The organism is Zobellella sp. An-6 (genome assembly GCF_052487945.1).
In genome coordinates this window covers 582,355-597,500 of sequence record NZ_CP199259.1, presented here as the reverse complement: position 1 = coordinate 597,500, position 15,146 = coordinate 582,355, and the positions used below count along the sequence as shown (strand labels likewise).

At 64.2% G+C, this 15,146-nt stretch carries 18 protein-coding genes (1 of these 18 running past the window's edge); 7 read left to right on the top strand and 11 right to left on the bottom strand.

The annotated features are described in order from the left end of the window. Positions 1-50, top strand: the end of a protein-coding gene (locus ACT7DK_RS02705; protein WP_445396091.1) for a gamma carbonic anhydrase family protein. It extends 502 nt beyond the left edge of the window; only the last 50 of its 552 coding nucleotides appear in the window; its start codon lies off the left edge, out of view; the stop codon is at positions 48-50. Here ACT7DK_RS02705 and ACT7DK_RS02700 read toward each other — a convergent pair. Together ACT7DK_RS02700 and aroE are read right to left on the bottom strand one after the other, a co-directional pair. Then, positions 47-307: a DUF1488 family protein gene (locus ACT7DK_RS02700; protein WP_445396089.1), complete on the bottom strand. Its 261-nt coding sequence runs from the start codon at positions 305-307 to the stop codon at positions 47-49. The genes ACT7DK_RS02705 and ACT7DK_RS02700 overlap by 4 nt on opposite strands. Beyond that, a complete protein-coding gene (gene aroE, locus ACT7DK_RS02695) occupies positions 304-1,128 on the bottom strand; it encodes a shikimate dehydrogenase (RefSeq protein ID WP_445396087.1) in 825 nt (274 codons plus the stop codon). The genes ACT7DK_RS02700 and aroE overlap by 4 nt, the downstream gene beginning before the upstream one ends. A 163-nt stretch (positions 1,129-1,291) precedes the next feature. Between aroE and hdfR the strand changes: the two genes are divergently transcribed. Next, positions 1,292-2,149 carry an HTH-type transcriptional regulator HdfR gene (hdfR, locus tag ACT7DK_RS02690; protein WP_445396085.1) on the top strand — a complete coding sequence of 286 codons (858 nt, stop codon included), beginning with the start codon at positions 1,292-1,294 and terminating at the stop codon, positions 2,147-2,149. Here the strand turns inward: hdfR and hemF are convergent. From hemF to ACT7DK_RS02660, 6 genes are read right to left on the bottom strand one after another with little or no spacing between them, the layout of a single operon-like run. Further along, positions 2,146-3,054 (bottom strand): oxygen-dependent coproporphyrinogen oxidase, encoded by a 909-nt coding sequence (gene hemF / locus ACT7DK_RS02685; protein ID WP_445396083.1) that lies wholly within the window; start codon positions 3,052-3,054, stop codon positions 2,146-2,148. The two genes, hdfR and hemF, sit on opposite strands and share 4 nt — an antisense overlap. A 24-nt stretch (positions 3,055-3,078) precedes the next feature. Continuing rightward, positions 3,079-3,642, bottom strand: coding sequence for a Sua5/YciO/YrdC/YwlC family protein (locus ACT7DK_RS02680; protein WP_445396081.1), 564 nt, complete (start codon positions 3,640-3,642; stop codon positions 3,079-3,081). 23 nt (positions 3,643-3,665) lie between these two features. Then, positions 3,666-4,214: a DNA topoisomerase family protein gene (locus ACT7DK_RS02675; RefSeq protein WP_445396079.1), complete on the bottom strand. Its 549-nt coding sequence runs from the start codon at positions 4,212-4,214 to the stop codon at positions 3,666-3,668. A gap of 47 nt (positions 4,215-4,261) precedes the next feature. Next, a complete protein-coding gene (locus ACT7DK_RS02670) occupies positions 4,262-4,735 on the bottom strand; it encodes a DUF494 family protein (RefSeq protein WP_445396077.1) in 474 nt (157 codons plus the stop codon). Positions 4,736-4,737: 2 nt separating this feature from the next. Then, on the bottom strand, positions 4,738-5,838 hold the full coding sequence (gene dprA / locus ACT7DK_RS02665) for a DNA-processing protein DprA (RefSeq protein ID WP_445396075.1): 1,101 nt from the start codon (positions 5,836-5,838) through the stop codon (positions 4,738-4,740). Beyond that, positions 5,816-6,913: a LysM peptidoglycan-binding domain-containing protein gene (locus tag ACT7DK_RS02660; protein WP_445396073.1), complete on the bottom strand. Its 1,098-nt coding sequence runs from the start codon at positions 6,911-6,913 to the stop codon at positions 5,816-5,818. The genes dprA and ACT7DK_RS02660 overlap by 23 nt, the downstream gene beginning before the upstream one ends. A gap of 94 nt (positions 6,914-7,007) precedes the next feature. On the opposite strand from ACT7DK_RS02660, the gene def reads away from it, so the two are divergent. The 5 genes from def to ACT7DK_RS02635 are packed head-to-tail and all read left to right on the top strand — an operon-like array spanning position 7,008 to position 12,630. Next, positions 7,008-7,517 (top strand): peptide deformylase, encoded by a 510-nt coding sequence (gene def / locus ACT7DK_RS02655; protein ID WP_445396071.1) that lies wholly within the window; start codon positions 7,008-7,010, stop codon positions 7,515-7,517. 19 nt (positions 7,518-7,536) lie between these two features. Then, on the top strand, positions 7,537-8,481 hold the full coding sequence (fmt, locus tag ACT7DK_RS02650; protein ID WP_445396069.1) for a methionyl-tRNA formyltransferase: 945 nt from the start codon (positions 7,537-7,539) through the stop codon (positions 8,479-8,481). A gap of 25 nt (positions 8,482-8,506) precedes the next feature. Further along, positions 8,507-9,802, top strand: a complete 1,296-nt coding sequence (gene rsmB / locus ACT7DK_RS02645; protein ID WP_445396067.1) for a 16S rRNA (cytosine(967)-C(5))-methyltransferase RsmB — start codon at positions 8,507-8,509, stop codon at positions 9,800-9,802. Continuing rightward, positions 9,799-11,175 carry a Trk system potassium transporter TrkA gene (gene trkA / locus ACT7DK_RS02640; RefSeq protein WP_445396065.1) on the top strand — a complete coding sequence of 459 codons (1,377 nt, stop codon included), beginning with the start codon at positions 9,799-9,801 and terminating at the stop codon, positions 11,173-11,175. Before rsmB ends, trkA begins: the two co-directional genes overlap by 4 nt. 9 nt (positions 11,176-11,184) lie before the next feature. Further along, the gene (locus ACT7DK_RS02635) at positions 11,185-12,630 is read left to right on the top strand and encodes a TrkH family potassium uptake protein (protein ID WP_445396063.1); all 1,446 of its coding nucleotides are present in this window, start codon (positions 11,185-11,187) and stop codon (positions 12,628-12,630) included. On the opposite strand, the gene rmuC is transcribed toward ACT7DK_RS02635, so the two are convergent. The 3 genes from rmuC to ACT7DK_RS02620 are packed head-to-tail and all read right to left on the bottom strand — an operon-like array spanning position 12,611 to position 15,085. Then, the gene (rmuC, locus tag ACT7DK_RS02630) at positions 12,611-13,954 is read right to left on the bottom strand and encodes a DNA recombination protein RmuC (protein WP_445396061.1); all 1,344 of its coding nucleotides are present in this window, start codon (positions 13,952-13,954) and stop codon (positions 12,611-12,613) included. The genes ACT7DK_RS02635 and rmuC overlap by 20 nt on opposite strands. Next, a complete protein-coding gene (locus ACT7DK_RS02625) occupies positions 13,951-14,187 on the bottom strand; it encodes a hypothetical protein (RefSeq protein WP_445396059.1) in 237 nt (78 codons plus the stop codon). Before ACT7DK_RS02625 ends, rmuC begins: the two co-directional genes overlap by 4 nt. Before the next feature lie 58 nt (positions 14,188-14,245). Beyond that, positions 14,246-15,085 carry a PfkB family carbohydrate kinase gene (locus ACT7DK_RS02620; RefSeq protein WP_445396057.1) on the bottom strand — a complete coding sequence of 280 codons (840 nt, stop codon included), beginning with the start codon at positions 15,083-15,085 and terminating at the stop codon, positions 14,246-14,248. Positions 15,086-15,146 lie beyond the last annotated feature (61 nt).

Here is a 15,146-nt window from a genome sequence, read left to right as displayed (position 1 = left end):
TGCGGCTGAAAGAGGAATACCTGCACCAACAGGGTAAATACCGCGGCTAGAGATAGAGGCCGCCGTCGGGGGCGAAGGCTTCCTCTTCCACCAGGGCACTGACCTTTTCCTCGATATCAAAGCGTACCGCCTCGAAGGCCAGCATGATGTTGGCCTCGTCGCTCAGGCTCTGGCCGGTCATGTGTTCCAGCCGATGCAAGCTGATAAAACAGGGGATCAGCCTCCCTTGCCAGTAAGTACTGAAGGTCAGCCTCTGCTCCTGCGGCTGCCAGCACAGATCGTCGCCGACGATAATGTCCTGATTCATGTTGCGGACTCCAGTTTGGCTCTGAGGGCGGTCAGCACCGACATCATGTCCGGCCGCACCTTCCGCCAGAGGTAGAAACTTTCGGCAGCCTGACCGACCAGCATGCCCAGACCATCGTAGCGGTATCTCAGCCCAAGGGCTCTGGCCCAGCTCAGGAACACCGTTTCCTCTCGACCATACATCATATCGTAGACCCGGGTCTCGGAATGGCAAACACCGGCCTTAAGCGCCAGTTGCTCGCCCTGCAGGCTGGCGGAGGTACTGTTGATGATCACATCAAAACCGCTGCCCGGCGCTTTCAGAGGAGCACTGATGATATTGCCGTGTGAAGAGAAGCGTGCCGCCAGCTCACCGGCCCGGGCCCGGGTCCGGTTCGCCACCACCAGCTCGGCTGGCCGCTCGGCCAACAGGGGCCCGAGCGCACCACGGGCCGCGCCACCCGCTCCCAGCAGCAATATCCTGGCCCCATTCAGGGGCACCTCCAGGCGCTGGAGATCGAGCACCAGCCCGGCGCCGTCGGTATTGTCTCCCAGCCAGCGGCCATCGGGCAGCAGCTGCAGGGTATTTACCGCTCCGGCCAGTTCGGCCCGTTCGGTCAACTGCCCGGCCAAAGCCAACGCCTCCGTCTTGAAAGGGACAGTGATATTGCAGCCTTTCCCTCCTTCCTGCCGGAACCGGGACAATGTGCCGGCAAAATCATCGAGAGGAGCGAGCAGGCGCTCGTAACTGATATCCTGCGCCGTCTGCTCGGCAAAACGGCCATGGATAAAGGGCGACTGGCTGTGACTGACGGGATTACCAATTACTGCATATCTGTCCATGAACTGTTCTCATACATTGGCATAACGCCGGTAGTGAATAGACCTTGACCCCCTCGTAAGGGAATGGAAACCATTATATTGTCTTCCCCGACGCTTTTTTTGTTGCATTAGCCGCTAAAATGAATAGATTTTGCGCTAACGAACAAAATATTTATGGTCAATCTTGGATACTGAACTCTTAAAGACCTTCCTGGAAGTGTCCCGCACCCGCCATTTCGGCAAGGCGGCTGAACATCTTTACCTGACGCCGTCGGCGGTCAGTTTCAGGATCCGCCAGCTCGAAAGCCAGTTAGGGGTTACCCTCTTCACCCGGTTACGCAACAATATCCAGCTGACCTCTTCCGGCGAGGCCCTGATCCCCCATGCCGAGTCCATGCTGCTGGCCTGGGCCCGGGCTCAGCATGAAGTGGCCCTGAGCGAGCGCCAGACCCAGCAACTGGCGGTGGCCGGCACCGCCAACCTGTGGGACGCCTACCTGCAGGCGGGACTGCACCGGCTCTATTGCGAGTTGCCGGCACTGTCGCTAAGGGCCGATATCCGGACGCCCGAACAGATGACCCGGGCCCTGCTCGGCCGGACCCTGGATCTGGCCTTCCTGACCGATCCGGCCCGTATCGAGGGAGTACGCCACATTGCCATGCACACCATGGAGCTGCAACTGGTGTCCACCTATCCCAACCTCGACGCGGCCCGGGCCATGGCCCAGGACTATATCCGCATCGACTGGGGCACCGCCTTCAATACCCAGCACGCCAAACTGTTCAACACCGCCACGCCGCCGCTGTTGCACACCGGCTCGGTGCGCATCGCCCTGGAATACCTGCTGCACCACGGCGGCAGCGCCTTCCTGCCCAGCTCGATGATAAAGAGCTATCAGGAGCAGGAACAATTGTTCGTGGTGGCCGATACCCCATCCATCAACCGGGAAGTCTATGCCGCCTACCTGCCCGGCGGTGAGCGGCAGGGGTTGATCGATCGGGTCATCGAGCTGTTCGGCCCCAAGGCGGAGCCGGTCAGTTAAAACCAGTCCCTGGGTACCAGGAACGCCTGCAGCCGGGCTTCGGCCGAGCCCGGAGCCGGCTGCCAGTCGTATTCCCAACGCGCCAATGGCGGCATCGACATCAGGATGGATTCGGTCCGCCCACCGGTCTGCAAACCGAACAGGGTGCCCCTGTCGTACACCAGGTTGAATTCCACATAACGTCCGCGCCGATACAGCTGGAACTGCCGCTCCTGCTCGCCATAAGGCATGTCCTTGCGTCTTGCCACTATCGGCAGGTAGGCGTCGAGGTAGCCCCGTCCCACCGCCTGCATAAAGGCGAAGCACTGCTCGAAGGGCCAGTGGTTGAGATCGTCGAAGAAGAGCCCGCCCACTCCCCGGGTTTCATTGCGGTGCTTAAGGTAGAAGTAGCGGTCGCACCAGGTCTTGTATTCCGGATACACCTGTTCACCGAAGGGGGCGCAAAGCTCATGGGCCACCCGGTGCCAGTGCCGGCAGTCTTCCTCCACCGGGTAGAAGGGCGTGAGATCGAAGCCGCCACCGAACCACCAGACCGGCTCGGCCCCTTCCTTCTCGGCAATGAAAAAACGCACATTGGCATGACTGGTGGGCACATGGGGATTGTGGGGATGGATCACCAGGGAAACGCCCATGGCCTCGAAGGAGCGACCGGCCAGCTCGGGCCTGTGAGCCGTGGCCGAGGCCGGCATGGCAGCCCCGTGCACATGGGAAAAGTTGACCCCGCCCTGCTCGATCACCGCACCGTTGCGCAACACCCGACTGCGGCCTCCGCCCCCTTCTTCCCGGATCCAGCTGTCCTCCGCAAAACGGCCGCGGCCGTCCGCCCGCTCCAGGCCCGCGCAAATCTCGTCCTGCAACTGCAGCAGAAAGGCCTTGACTGCCGATGTGTCCGGTTTACCGCTCATGTCTCTTCCTTAATTCGTTGATGTTCAAGCCGGGCGCAGGGTCACGCCGGTGATGCCGTCCCGGATCAGGGAGGGATTGGCCAGGCCATCGGTGGTGCCGGACAGTATGTAGTCCAGCTCCCCGCCCAGTTGCCTTGACAGTGCTTGTGCCGTTCTTGCCGGCTCTTCGCCCGTCTTGTTGGCACTGGTCGACACCAGCGGCTTGCCGAAGGCCAGACAGAGATCATGGACCTGCCGATGGGCGCTCACCCGCACCGCCAGGGAGTCGAACCGGCCGCGCAGCCACATCGGCACCTCCGGTTTGGCCGGGATCACCCAGGTATAAGGGCCGGGCCAGCTGTCCAGGATGATCTCGAGGCGCCCCGGGGGCAAGGCTTCCAGATCCAGGTAGGGCCGCAACTGGCTGAAGTCGGCGGCGATCAGCACCAGTCCTTTATCAACCGGGCGTTGCTTGATCTCAAGCAACCGTTGCACCGCCTCGCCATTGTCCGGGTCGCAGCCCAGGCCAAACACGGCTTCGGTGGCATAACCGATGACGGCGCCATTATTGAGGTGCTCAACCGCGGTGAGCAAATCTTGCGGGTTCATTGACAATACAGCTTCCTTGGTATTCAGCGATGGTAATCACAGCCCTTGTTGGGACAATACAGTTGTCCCTTGCGCTCGGCCAGGATGCCGAAGCCGCATTCGGGACAGGACTCGGCCCTGGGCTTATCGTTAATGACATAGCGGCAGGTCGGATAACGGGAACAACCGTAAAACCGCTTGCCGTAACGGGAGGTCCTGGCCAGCAGATGGCCCTTGCCACAAGCGGGGCACGGAGGCTCCTCGTCGCCCTGATCGTTGATATCGGCCACATGATGGCAGCGCGGGTAGTGGGTGCAGCCGATAAAGAGGCCGTAGCGGCCCTTCTTCAAGGCGAGAGCATGGCCACAAAGCGGGCACCGGCTCCCCTCGAGCACCTTTTCCACATCCTCGTCGTGTTCCACTACCTTGGAAGGGCGCAGGTAATCGCAGCGGGGATAGGCGGAGCAACCGATGAAGGCACCGTGTTTGCCATGGCGCAGCTCCAGCCTCTCTCCGCACTGGGGACAAGGCTCATCGGCCCAGCGCGGGGCATGCTCGTGGGTATTGAACAGACTGGGATCGATTTTCGACATGCCGCGCCTCCGAATTCATTGATGGAATTCTACCAGCGCGGCCGTCCTCAGTGAACCGCTCCCTCGGGTTGCTCGAAGATGAGCTCTTCCAACTGGTGGTAGGCGGACTCGCTGCCGGGTACGTTGAACAGCACCATCAGCACCACCCACTTGAGGTCGTCGAGCTCGATCACCGAGGAGTCCAGCTCCATCAGTCTGTCGATGACGATCTCGCGGGTCTCCGCGTTGAGCACCTTGATCTGCTCGAGGAACAGCAGGAAGCCACGGCCTTCGGCGTCGATCTTGTAGAGCTCTTCCGGGGTATAGATGCGAAATGAATCGGGCGCCGAACGGGCCCAGATCGGTGTTTCTTCCGCCTCCTGCAGCTCGGCCAGGCGTTCCAGCCAGGCCAGGGCCTTGAGGATCTCTTCCTTGTGAAAGCCCGCCTGGGTCAACTCGTCGGCGAGTTCTTCCTGATCCACCATGGTGTCCACATCCGCATGGATGTAGGTTTCGAACAAGTACATAAGTACATCGAACATGATCAGCCCCTCCTCGCTCTGACATAACCCCCGGGTACGGATTCCACCCAGCCAGCCAATTCCAGCTCGACCAACCGGGTAACCACCTCCTGCACCGGCTGTTGACAACGGGACGCGATCAAGTCCACTGCCGTTGCCTCTAAACCTACGTTATCCAACAAGTCCGGATAAGGCAATAATTCCTCCGTGACCGGTGGATGAATTTTTATCGCCGCGTCGGAGAAAGCCGACAACTCCTCGAGGATATCCTGGACATCACAGACAAGCTTGGCTCCCTGCTGGATCAGCCGGTTGCAGCCCACGGCCTGGGGATTCTGCCAGGCACCGGGAATGGCGAAGACGTCCCGTCCCTGCTCCAGGGCAAAACGGGCGGTGATCAGCGAGCCGCTGCGTTCCGCCGCCTCCACCACCAGCACGCCCAGACTCAGCCCGCTGATGATGCGATTGCGGCGGGGAAAATGATGGGCCAAAGGCCCCTCCCAAGGATAGCACTCGGACAGCAGGACCCCACCCCGCGCGACGATCTCCCCCGCCAGCCGCCGATGGCGCCGGGGATAGCATTGCGCCAGTCCCGAGCCCAACACCGCCAGGGTGATCCCTCCCTTGTCCAACGCCGCCTGATGGCTCAGACCGTCGACGCCGATGGCCAACCCCGAGGTGATGGCCGCCCCCGCCTCCACCAGCAAGGGCACCAGCGTCCTGGTATTTTCCCGGCCGACGTAGGAAGGATGGCGGGTGCCCACCACCGCCAGCTGCTCCTGCCGCAACGCCGCCAGCTCGCCCTCGACGAACAGCAGGATAGGCGCACCGGTCGCCGATTTGAGCTGCGCGGGATAGTCGGGATGATCCCACGACAGGATATGGCGACCGGGGCCAGCCCCTTGCCAGGCCAGGAGTCGTTCCAGCACCGACCACTGGGGACTGAGCAGTTGCCGCCGTTGCTCTTCGTTCAGGCCACTGCCGGCCAGCGCCGGCGAGTCGAACCAGGCCGGACCCAGTTTGTCGTAGAGCCTGACGGCCCCGACCGGCCCTATACCGGCGGTGTGGCGCAGCGCCAGCCAGGGCAGCAGCGGATGCTGCTCAAGGCCAGAGGCCGGCATCATGGACCGAATCCAGTGGGAAATGAGGACGCACCGGTTCGTCGCTGTCCAGCACCAGGGCGGCACTGACACGCGGGTGAACACTGAACACCAGCAGCCGGGCAATGGGGATGGCCGGCAATGGGACGGCCGGCCCGGTGTTGCGCAGGTAGCGGCTCGCGGAGTCCGCGTAACTCAGCCGGGCCAGAGCACTGTCTCCGTAGTCGTAGACACCGGGCCCCGGTCTCAGCACCCGGTAGAGATCGCCGGCACCGAGCCCATCCTCACTGCCCTTGTTGATGAAGACCACGCCGTGGCGCCCGGTCATGGCACCCTCCTGGCCCATGGCCAGGATATAGGCCTTGTCGAGCGCCGGCCCCGGCCGGGGATAGTGGAAGGCGGCGATAGCCCCGTCGGCGGCCAGCGGCAGCAGCCGATCGCCCTGGCGCATTTCCTGCCTGAGGCTGCTTACCGTTGCCCTTGCCAGCCCTTCCTCGAGCTGTTCCCGGGCCAGCACTGTCCCCACCTGAACCGCCTTCAGCCCCAGCTCGGCCCGGCTGAACTTGTCGGTCAGTTCCCCCTGCGAACGATAGACGCCATAGGTCTCACCGGGATTCAGCTGGCCACGAACATAGAGGCTTTCATCTTTATTCATGATCACCCTGCCCTGCGACTCACCCAGGATATAGGGCGCCCGCACCAACTGCTCCGGTGCCAGTACGCGGTGGCTGTCGGTAAAACTCATGATGGCGGCCAGGGGAATGGTGGCCACCGCCGGCGCCACCCGTACCCGGGGTGACAGCCGGACCACCCCGGCCGGCTCGGCGCGCACCAGCCGGGGCTGACCGTCTACCCAGGTCAGCCTGAGTTCGTCGCCTGGATAGATAGCATGGGGGTCGGACAGCTGAGGATTGGCCCGCCACAGCCTGGGCCACTGCCAGGGAGATCTCAGGAAACGGGCGGAGATGTCCCACAGAGTATCACCCTGGCGAACGAGGTAATGGCTGGGATAAGCGTCGTTAAGTTCCAGCGGCCGGGCCTGGGCACCGAGAGAGGATGCCAGCAGCAACCCGAGCCACAGCCTTCCTTGCGGTTTCATCACATCCTGGTCCTTCAGCCAACTCTTGCTGTTTTTTGTGTGGTTACGCGGCTAAAATACTGGCAGTAACGATATTGGAATAAGCATAGTCACCATGGCAAAAGTATTAGAAGTATTACGTTTTCCCGACGAACGGCTGCGCACCCTGGCCAAACCCGTCACCGAGTTCACCCCTGCCCTGCAGCACATTGTAGATGATATGTTTGAGACCATGTACGCCGAGGAAGGCATCGGCCTGGCGGCGACCCAGGTCGATATCCACCAGCGGCTGATCGTGATCGACGTGTCCGAAAACCGGGACCAACGACTGGTGCTGATCAACCCGGAGATCCTCGAGCAGTCAGGCAACACCGGCATAGAGGAAGGCTGCCTGTCGGTGCCGGGCGCCCGAGCCCTGGTGCCCCGGGCCGAGCGGGTGAAAGTCCGCGCCCAGAACGTCAGCGGCCAGCACTTCGAACTGGAGGCGGACGATCTGCTGGCCATCTGCATCCAGCACGAGATGGATCACCTCATCGGCAAACTGTTCGTCGATTACCTGTCGCCGCTCAAGCGCCAGCGCATCCGCCAGAAGCTGGAAAAACTCGCCAAGCAAGAACAACGCTAATCCCGACAAAGGACGCCCCTTGAGCAAGCTCAATATCATCTTCGCCGGCACCCCGGACTTCGCCGCCCGCCACCTGCAGGCCCTGCTCGGCTCGGAGCACAACATCGTCGCCGTCTACACCCAGCCGGACCGGCCCGCCGGCCGCGGCAAGAAACTGACTCCCAGCCCGGTCAAGGTGCTCGCCGAACAGGCCGGCGTCGCCGTCTTCCAACCCGAAAGCCTGCGCCAAGAGGCCGCCCAGCAGCAACTGGCCGCCCTGGGCGCCGACATCATGGTGGTGGTCGCCTACGGGCTGATCCTGCCCCAGGCGGTGCTGGATATCCCGCGCCTGGGCTGCATCAATGTGCACGGCTCCCTGCTGCCGCGCTGGCGCGGTGCGGCGCCCATCCAGCGCGCCATCTGGGCCGGCGACAGCGAGACCGGCGTCACCATCATGCAGATGGACAAGGGACTGGATACCGGCGCCATGCTGCACAAGGCCAGCCTGCCGATCACCCCGCACGACAGCTCCGCCAGCCTCTACGAGAAGCTGGCGGCGATAGGCCCCGACGCCCTGTTGCATACCCTGGCCCGGTTGGCCGCGGGCACGGCGGTGGCCGAGCCCCAGGACGACAGCCAGGCCAGCTACGCGGACAAGCTCAGCAAGGAAGAAGCGCGGATCGACTGGCGCCAGCCCGCCGCCCATATAGAGCGCTGCGTGCGCGCCTTCAACCCCTGGCCGGTCAGCTATTTCATGGTGGCCGAGCACAATATCAAGGCCTGGCAGGCCGAGGTGCTGGCTGAAGACACCGGGCAACCGCCCGGCACCCTGCTCAGGGCCGGCAAGGCCGGCATCGACGTGGCCACGGGCGACGGCGTGTTGCGCCTGCTCAGCCTGCAACCGCCGGGCAAGAAGGCCATGAGCTGCCAGGATCTGCTCAACGCCCGCAAGGACTGGTTCGAGCCCGGCACCCGCCTGGTTTGAACACTCTCAACTCAGTGGACATCATATGAAAACCCGTGCCGCCGCGGCCAATATCCTGCATCAGGTGATCAATCAGGGCCAGTCGCTCTCGGCCCTGCTGCCCCGTTATCAGCAGGAGATCGCCGCCAAGGACAGGGCGCTGCTGCAGGAGCTGTGCTTCGGCAGCCTGCGCTGGTACAGCCGGCTCGACGCCATCGCCAAGCAGTTGCTGGAAAAGCCGCTCAAGGGCAAATACCAGCCGGTACACGCCCTGCTGCTGGTGGGCATCTACCAGCTGCTCTACACCCGGATCCCGCCTCATGCCGCCCTGGCCGAGACCGTCAATGCCTGCAAACTGCTCAAGGCCGAGCCCTTCAGGGGTATGGTCAACGGCGTGCTGCGCAACGTGCAGCGCCGGCAGGACGAGCTGATCGCCAGGGTCGATGCCCTGCCCCAGTTGCGCCTGGCCCATCCCAACTGGCTGCTGAAGCGGCTGCAGCTGGCTTACCCGGAGCGGTGGGAAAGCCTCCTCGAGGCCAACAACCAGCACCCGCCCATGTGGATCCGGGTCAACGCCCGCCACCACGACCGCAGCCAATACCAGACCCTGCTGCAGCAGGCTGGCCTGGAGGCCGAGCCCGACACCCTGGCCGATGCGGCCCTGCGCCTGGCCCGGCCGGTGGACGTCACCAGCCTGCCCGGCTTCGAGCTGGGCCACTGCTCGGTGCAGGATGCCGCGGCCCAGATGGCGGCCCAGCTGCTCGAAGCGGCGCCCGGCGAGCTGGTGCTCGACGCCTGTGCCGCCCCCGGCGGCAAGACCGCCCATATCCTGGAGCGCCAGCCCGACCTCGGCCAGTTGGTGGCGCTGGACCTGGATGCCGAGCGCCTGCAGCGGGTGCGGCAGAACCTGGAACGCATCGATCTTGCGGCCACCGTGCTGCAGGGCGATGCCGCCCGGCCGGCAGACTGGTGGCAGGGACCGCGATTCGACCGCATCCTGCTGGACGCGCCCTGCTCCGCCACCGGCGTGATCCGCCGCCACCCGGACATCAAGTGGCTGCGCCGCCCGGAAGACATCGCCCAACTGGCCCTGCTGCAGGCACAGATCCTCGATGCCCTCTGGCAACAGCTCAAACCGGGCGGGGTGCTGCTGTACGCCACCTGCTCCATACTGCCGGACGAGAACCGCGAGCAGATCCGGGCCTTCCTGCAACGGACCCCGGATGCCCGGCACCTGCCGCTGCACGAGCACGACACCCCGCAACAACCGGGCTGGCAGCTGCTGCCGGGCGCCGAGCAACGGGACGGCTTCTACTACGCCAAACTGAGTAAAAGCGCATGAAGATCATCATACTGGGCGCGGGACAGGTGGGCGGCACCCTGGCGGAAAATCTGGTGGGCGAGAACAACGACATCACCATAGTGGACACCGACGGCGAGCGGCTGCGCGAGCTGCAGGACAAGTACGACCTGCGGGTGGTCAACGGTCACGGCGCCCACCCCCGGGTGTTGCGCGAAGCCGGCGCCCAGGATGCGGACATGCTGGTGGCGGTGACCAACAGCGACGAGACCAACATGATCGCCTGCCAGGTGGCCTACTCCCTGTTCAACACCCCCAACAAGGTGGCGCGGATCCGCTCCCCCGAGTTCCTGGCGGAGCGGGACCGATTGTTCCTCAACGAAGCGGTACCGGTGGACAACCTGATCGCCCCCGAGCAACTGGTCACCGAATACATCTACCGGCTGATCCAGTACCCCGGCGCCCTGCAGGTGGTGGACTTCGCCGAGGGCAAGGTCGGCCTGGTGGCGATCAAGGCCTATTACGGCGGCCCCCTGGTGGGCAACGCCCTGTCCACCCTGCGCGATCACATGCCCAACATCGACACCCGGGTGGCGGCCATCTTCCGCCAGGACAGGCCGATCCGGCCCCAGGGCACCACCATCATCGAGGCCGACGACGAGGTGTTCTTCGTCGCCGCCAGCGGCCATATCCGGGCGGTGATGTCCGAGCTGCAGCGGCTTGAAAGCGACTACAAGCGCATCATGATAGTGGGCGGCGGCAATATCGGCGCCGGCCTGGCCCGGCGGCTGGAAAAGCGCTACTCGGTGAAGCTTATCGAGCACAACCCCAGGCGCGCGGAACAGCTATCCGAGATCCTGGAGCACACCATCGTCTTCTGCGGCGACGCCGCCGATCAGGAGCTGCTGGTGGAGGAGCATATCGATCAGGTGGACGTCTTCATCGCCGTCACCAACAAGGACGAGGCCAACATCATGTCGGCCATGCTCGCCAAGAAGATGGGCGCCAAGAAGGTGATGGTGCTGATCCAGCGCGGCGCCTACGTGGATCTGGTACAGGGTGGCACCATAGATGTGGCCATCTCGCCCCAGCAGGCCACCATCTCCGCCCTGCTCACCCATGTGCGCCGGGCCGACATCGTCAACGTCTATTCCCTGCGCCGGGGCGCGGCCGAGGCCATCGAGGCCATCGCCCACGGCGACAGCACCACCTCCAAGGTGGTGGGCCGCCAGGTGGGCGAGCTCAAGCTGCCGCCGGGCACCACCATCGGCGCCATCGTACGCGGCGACGAGGTGCTGATCGCCCACGACAAGACGGTGATCGAGCAGAACGACCACGTGGTGCTGTTCCTGGTGGACAAGAAATTCATCCCGGAAGTCGAACGGCTGTTCCAGCCCAGCCCCTTCTTCCTGTAAGGAGACCCCATGTTCAACCTCCGCCCCATCGCCTTCGTACTGAGCATGGCGTTGTCGAAGCTGGCGTTGTTCATGTGGCTGCCTACCCTGCAGGCCCTGTTCAGCAAGGGGGGTGGCTTCCAGGAGTTTTTACTGGCCACCCTGTTGACCCATGGCACCGCCTTCGGCCTGCTGGCTTACGGCCAGAAGGCGGAAATCCGTCTGCGGGTCCGGGAGATGTTTCTGCTGACCACCCTGGTGTGGTCCACCGTCTGCGTCTTTTCTGCCCTGCCTTTTGTCTTTATCACCCATATCAGTTTTTCCGACGCCTTCTTCGAGGCCATGTCCGGGGTGACCACCACCGGCTCCACCGTGCTCAGCGGCCTGGACGCGCTGTCCAAGCCCATACTACTGTGGCGATCCATCCTGCAATGGCTGGGCGGCCTCGGCTTTATCGTGGCGGCGGTGGCGATACTGCCCTACCTCAACGTGGGCGGGATGAAATTGTTCCAGACCGAGTCCTCCGACTGGTCCGACAAAAGTGCGCCCCGCGCCGCCACCATGGCCAAGCGCATCGTGCTGCTGTACCTCGCGCTCACTGTCCTGTGCACCGGCTGCTACTACCTGTTGTCGGACATGAACGCCTTCGAGGCGATCAACCACGCCATGACCACCCTGAGCACCGGCGGCTACTCCACCTCGGATGGCTCCATGAGCCACTTCTCGCCGGCGGCCCACTGGATCGGCACCCTGTTCATGTTCATCGGCGGCCTGCCCTTCCTTCTGATGATCTACAGCCTGCAGCACCGCAACCTGAGCCTGTTCAGGGACGCCCAGGTGCGCGGCTTCTTCTGGCTGATCCTGAGCACCGGCGTGGCTCTCAGCCTCTACCTGTGGAGCACGGACCAGTATCCCTTGACCGATGCCATCCGCATCAGTCTGTTCAACCTGGTGTCCGTGGTCACCACCACGGGCTACGGCCTGGGCGACTTCGGTACCTGGGGTGGATTCCCGCTGGTGCTGTTCGCACTGCTGATGGTATGCGGCGCCTGCTCAGGCTCCACCGCCGGCGGCTTCAAGATATTCCGCTTCCAGGTCGCCATGGCCCTGTTCCGCAAACAACTGCACCAGCTGATGCATCCGCGGGCAGTATTTCCCCAGAAATACAACGGCCGACCGGTGAATGACGACATCATCCGCTCCCTGGTCACCTTTATCATGGGTTACTTCGCCACCATGACGCTGCTGGCCCTGGTGCTTGCCTTGATGGGGCTGGAGCCGATGATCGCCATTACCGCCGCCATGACCGCCGTGGCCAACGTGGGGCCCGGCATCGGCGAAACGATAGGCCCGAGCGGCAACTTCGCCACCCTGCCGGATACGGCCAAGTGGCTATTGGCGGTCGGCATGCTGATGGGCCGGTTGGAAATACTGACGGTGGCCGTACTGTTTTTCCCTAGCTTCTGGCGCGGTTGATCAAGGGCGGCGCCTCTGACCCCGCGTCCCGCAGGTGTTCGGGCAGGGGCTTGGCCACTTCCACCCCGAGCTCGCGGAATGCCTCGGCCTGGCGGATCAGGTTGCCCCGGCCGGTGGTCAGCTTCTTCATCGCCTTCTGGTAGCTGTCGTCGGCCCGCTGCAGCGACTGGCCCACCGCCTCCATGTCTTCCGTGAACAGGCGCAGCTTTTCGTAGATCTTGGCCGCCGATTCGGCGATCTTGCGCGCGTTCTGGTTCTGCCGTTCCACCCGCCACAGGTTCTCTATGGTGCGCAGGGCCACCAGCAGGTTGGTGGGGCTGACCAGCAGGATGTTGTGGTCCAGGGCGTACTTCACCAGCCCGGGCTCCGCTTCCACCGCCACCAGGAAGGCCGGCTCCACCGCCACGAACATCAGCACATAGTCGAGGGTGCGCACTCCCTGCAGCTGCTGGTAGTCCTTGCGCCCCAGCTCGCGGATATGGCCGCGCACCGAGGCCACATGCTCGCGCAGCGCCTGCTCCCGCTCGATCTCGTCCTCGCCGTTGAAATAGCGCTCGTAGGCGGTGAGCGACACCTTGGCGTCGATGATGATGTCCTTGTCCTGGGGCAGGTGCACCACCACGTCCGGCTGGTAACGCTTGCCGTCGGCATTGGTGAGGCTCTGCTGGGCGCTGTATTCGTGCCCCTCGCGCAGCCCCGACTCGGACAGCACCCGGGCCAGCACCACCTCGCCCCAGTTGCCCTGCTGCTTGCTGTCCCCCTTCAGGGCCCGGGTCAGGGCGGCGGTGTCGGCGCTCATCTGCCGGTTGAGCTCGGCCAGCCGCTCGATTTCAAACTTCAGGCTGTGGCGCTGGCGGCTCTCGTCGGCATAGGTTTCCTGCATGCTGCGGCGAAAGCCCTCCAGCTGCTCGCGCAGGGGGCCGAGCAGGCCGTCCAGGCTGTGCTGGTTCAGCTCCCGGAAGTTATGGGTCTTCTGCTCGAAGATGCGCTGGGCCAGGTTTTCAAACTGCTGGGCCAGACGCTGCTCGCTGGCTTCGAACTGGGCCTGCTTTTCCGCCGCCCACTGACGTTCCTGGCGCAGCAGGGTCTCGTATTCCTTGAGCCGCCCGTTCATCTTCAGCACCAGTTGCTGCTGCTGCTCCAGCCGCTGGCGGCTGTCCTGCAGCTCACGGCCGCGCTCGTCCAGCCGGGCTTGCAGTTGTTCGGCACGCTGGGCCAGCAGTTGCAGCCGGGTGCCCAGGGTAAGTCGGGTCAGCCCCCAGCCGGCCAGGGCCGCCGCCGCCAGCCCGACAGGCCAGTAACCGAGCCACAGTTCCGGCATCATTTCCTCCGCTGCTCCAGCAGCGCCGTCACCCGCCGGTTGAACCGCAGCCAGAGCAGGACGTACAGCAGATACAGCAGGGTGATCAGCCATTTGTGGTGATTGACGCCGTTGTCGAACTCGGCCAGGGGCAGATCCAGCAACTGGCTGTACAGCAGCACCAGCAGCGGAAACATCAGGAATACCGACCAGCGCCAGCACTGGGTGAGAAAAGAGATAAAGAGGCCGTTATCCAATGGCTTGGTCCCAAACGCCGAGAATCAGCCTGCAGCTTACCAGTGCACGGGCCCGAATTCAGCCCGCACGACGCAGATAGCTCTTCAGCTGCTCGGAGGGAATGGAGGTGGTCGACGACAGGGTGTAGGCCGCCCACTGGCCGCCCTGCGCCAGCGCCAACCGCATGTCCTGGCCCGACACCAGGGCATGGATGAGGCCGCCGGCGAAGGCATCGCCGGCCCCGGTGGCATCCACCACCGACACCGGCCGGGCCGGCACCCGGATATGCCGGTCGGCCGAAAACGCCTCGGCGCCCTGCTCCCCGAGGGTCACCACCAGCCACTGCAGCCGCTCCCCGGCCAGCTCCCGGGCATGGGCCCACAGATCCTGCTGCCGGACCAGGTCGGCGGCCGAGGCGATCAGCACCTGACAGGGCCGAGGCCAGCGCCCGCCCTTGGGATACTGGCCGACCACCAGACTGTGCTCGGCCATCCGCGCCATATAGCCGGCCGCCTCGGCCCCGTCCAGGTTGACGTAGAGGCAATCCACCGGCCCCTCGGGCAGCCGCCCGGGCAGTGCCGGACGACGGGCCTGGCGCAGTATGGTGCGCTCCCCCAGGCTGTCCACCAGCACCAGCAGCTCGCCGGTTTCGCCGTCGAACTGCTCCACATACTCGATGCCAAGTCCCTGTTCCCGGGCTTCCTGACAGAGCCAGTCACCGGTGTCATCCCGCCCGACCCGGGAGGCGATGGCCACTTGGTGCCCGGCCCACAGCAGCCCCACCCCGGTGTTGGCGGCGCCACCACCGAGCCGGCGGCCCTGATCCCGGTACAGCAGCCGGCCGCCGGCGCGCAGCGGCTCGTCCAGCAGCAGCACATGGTCGCAGTTCAGGTTGGCCAGCAGCACTATCTTCGCCATCGACGGACTCCTTCGATAAAAAATGGCGCCGCAGCGGCGCCAGGCAACAGCATGGCCAAGT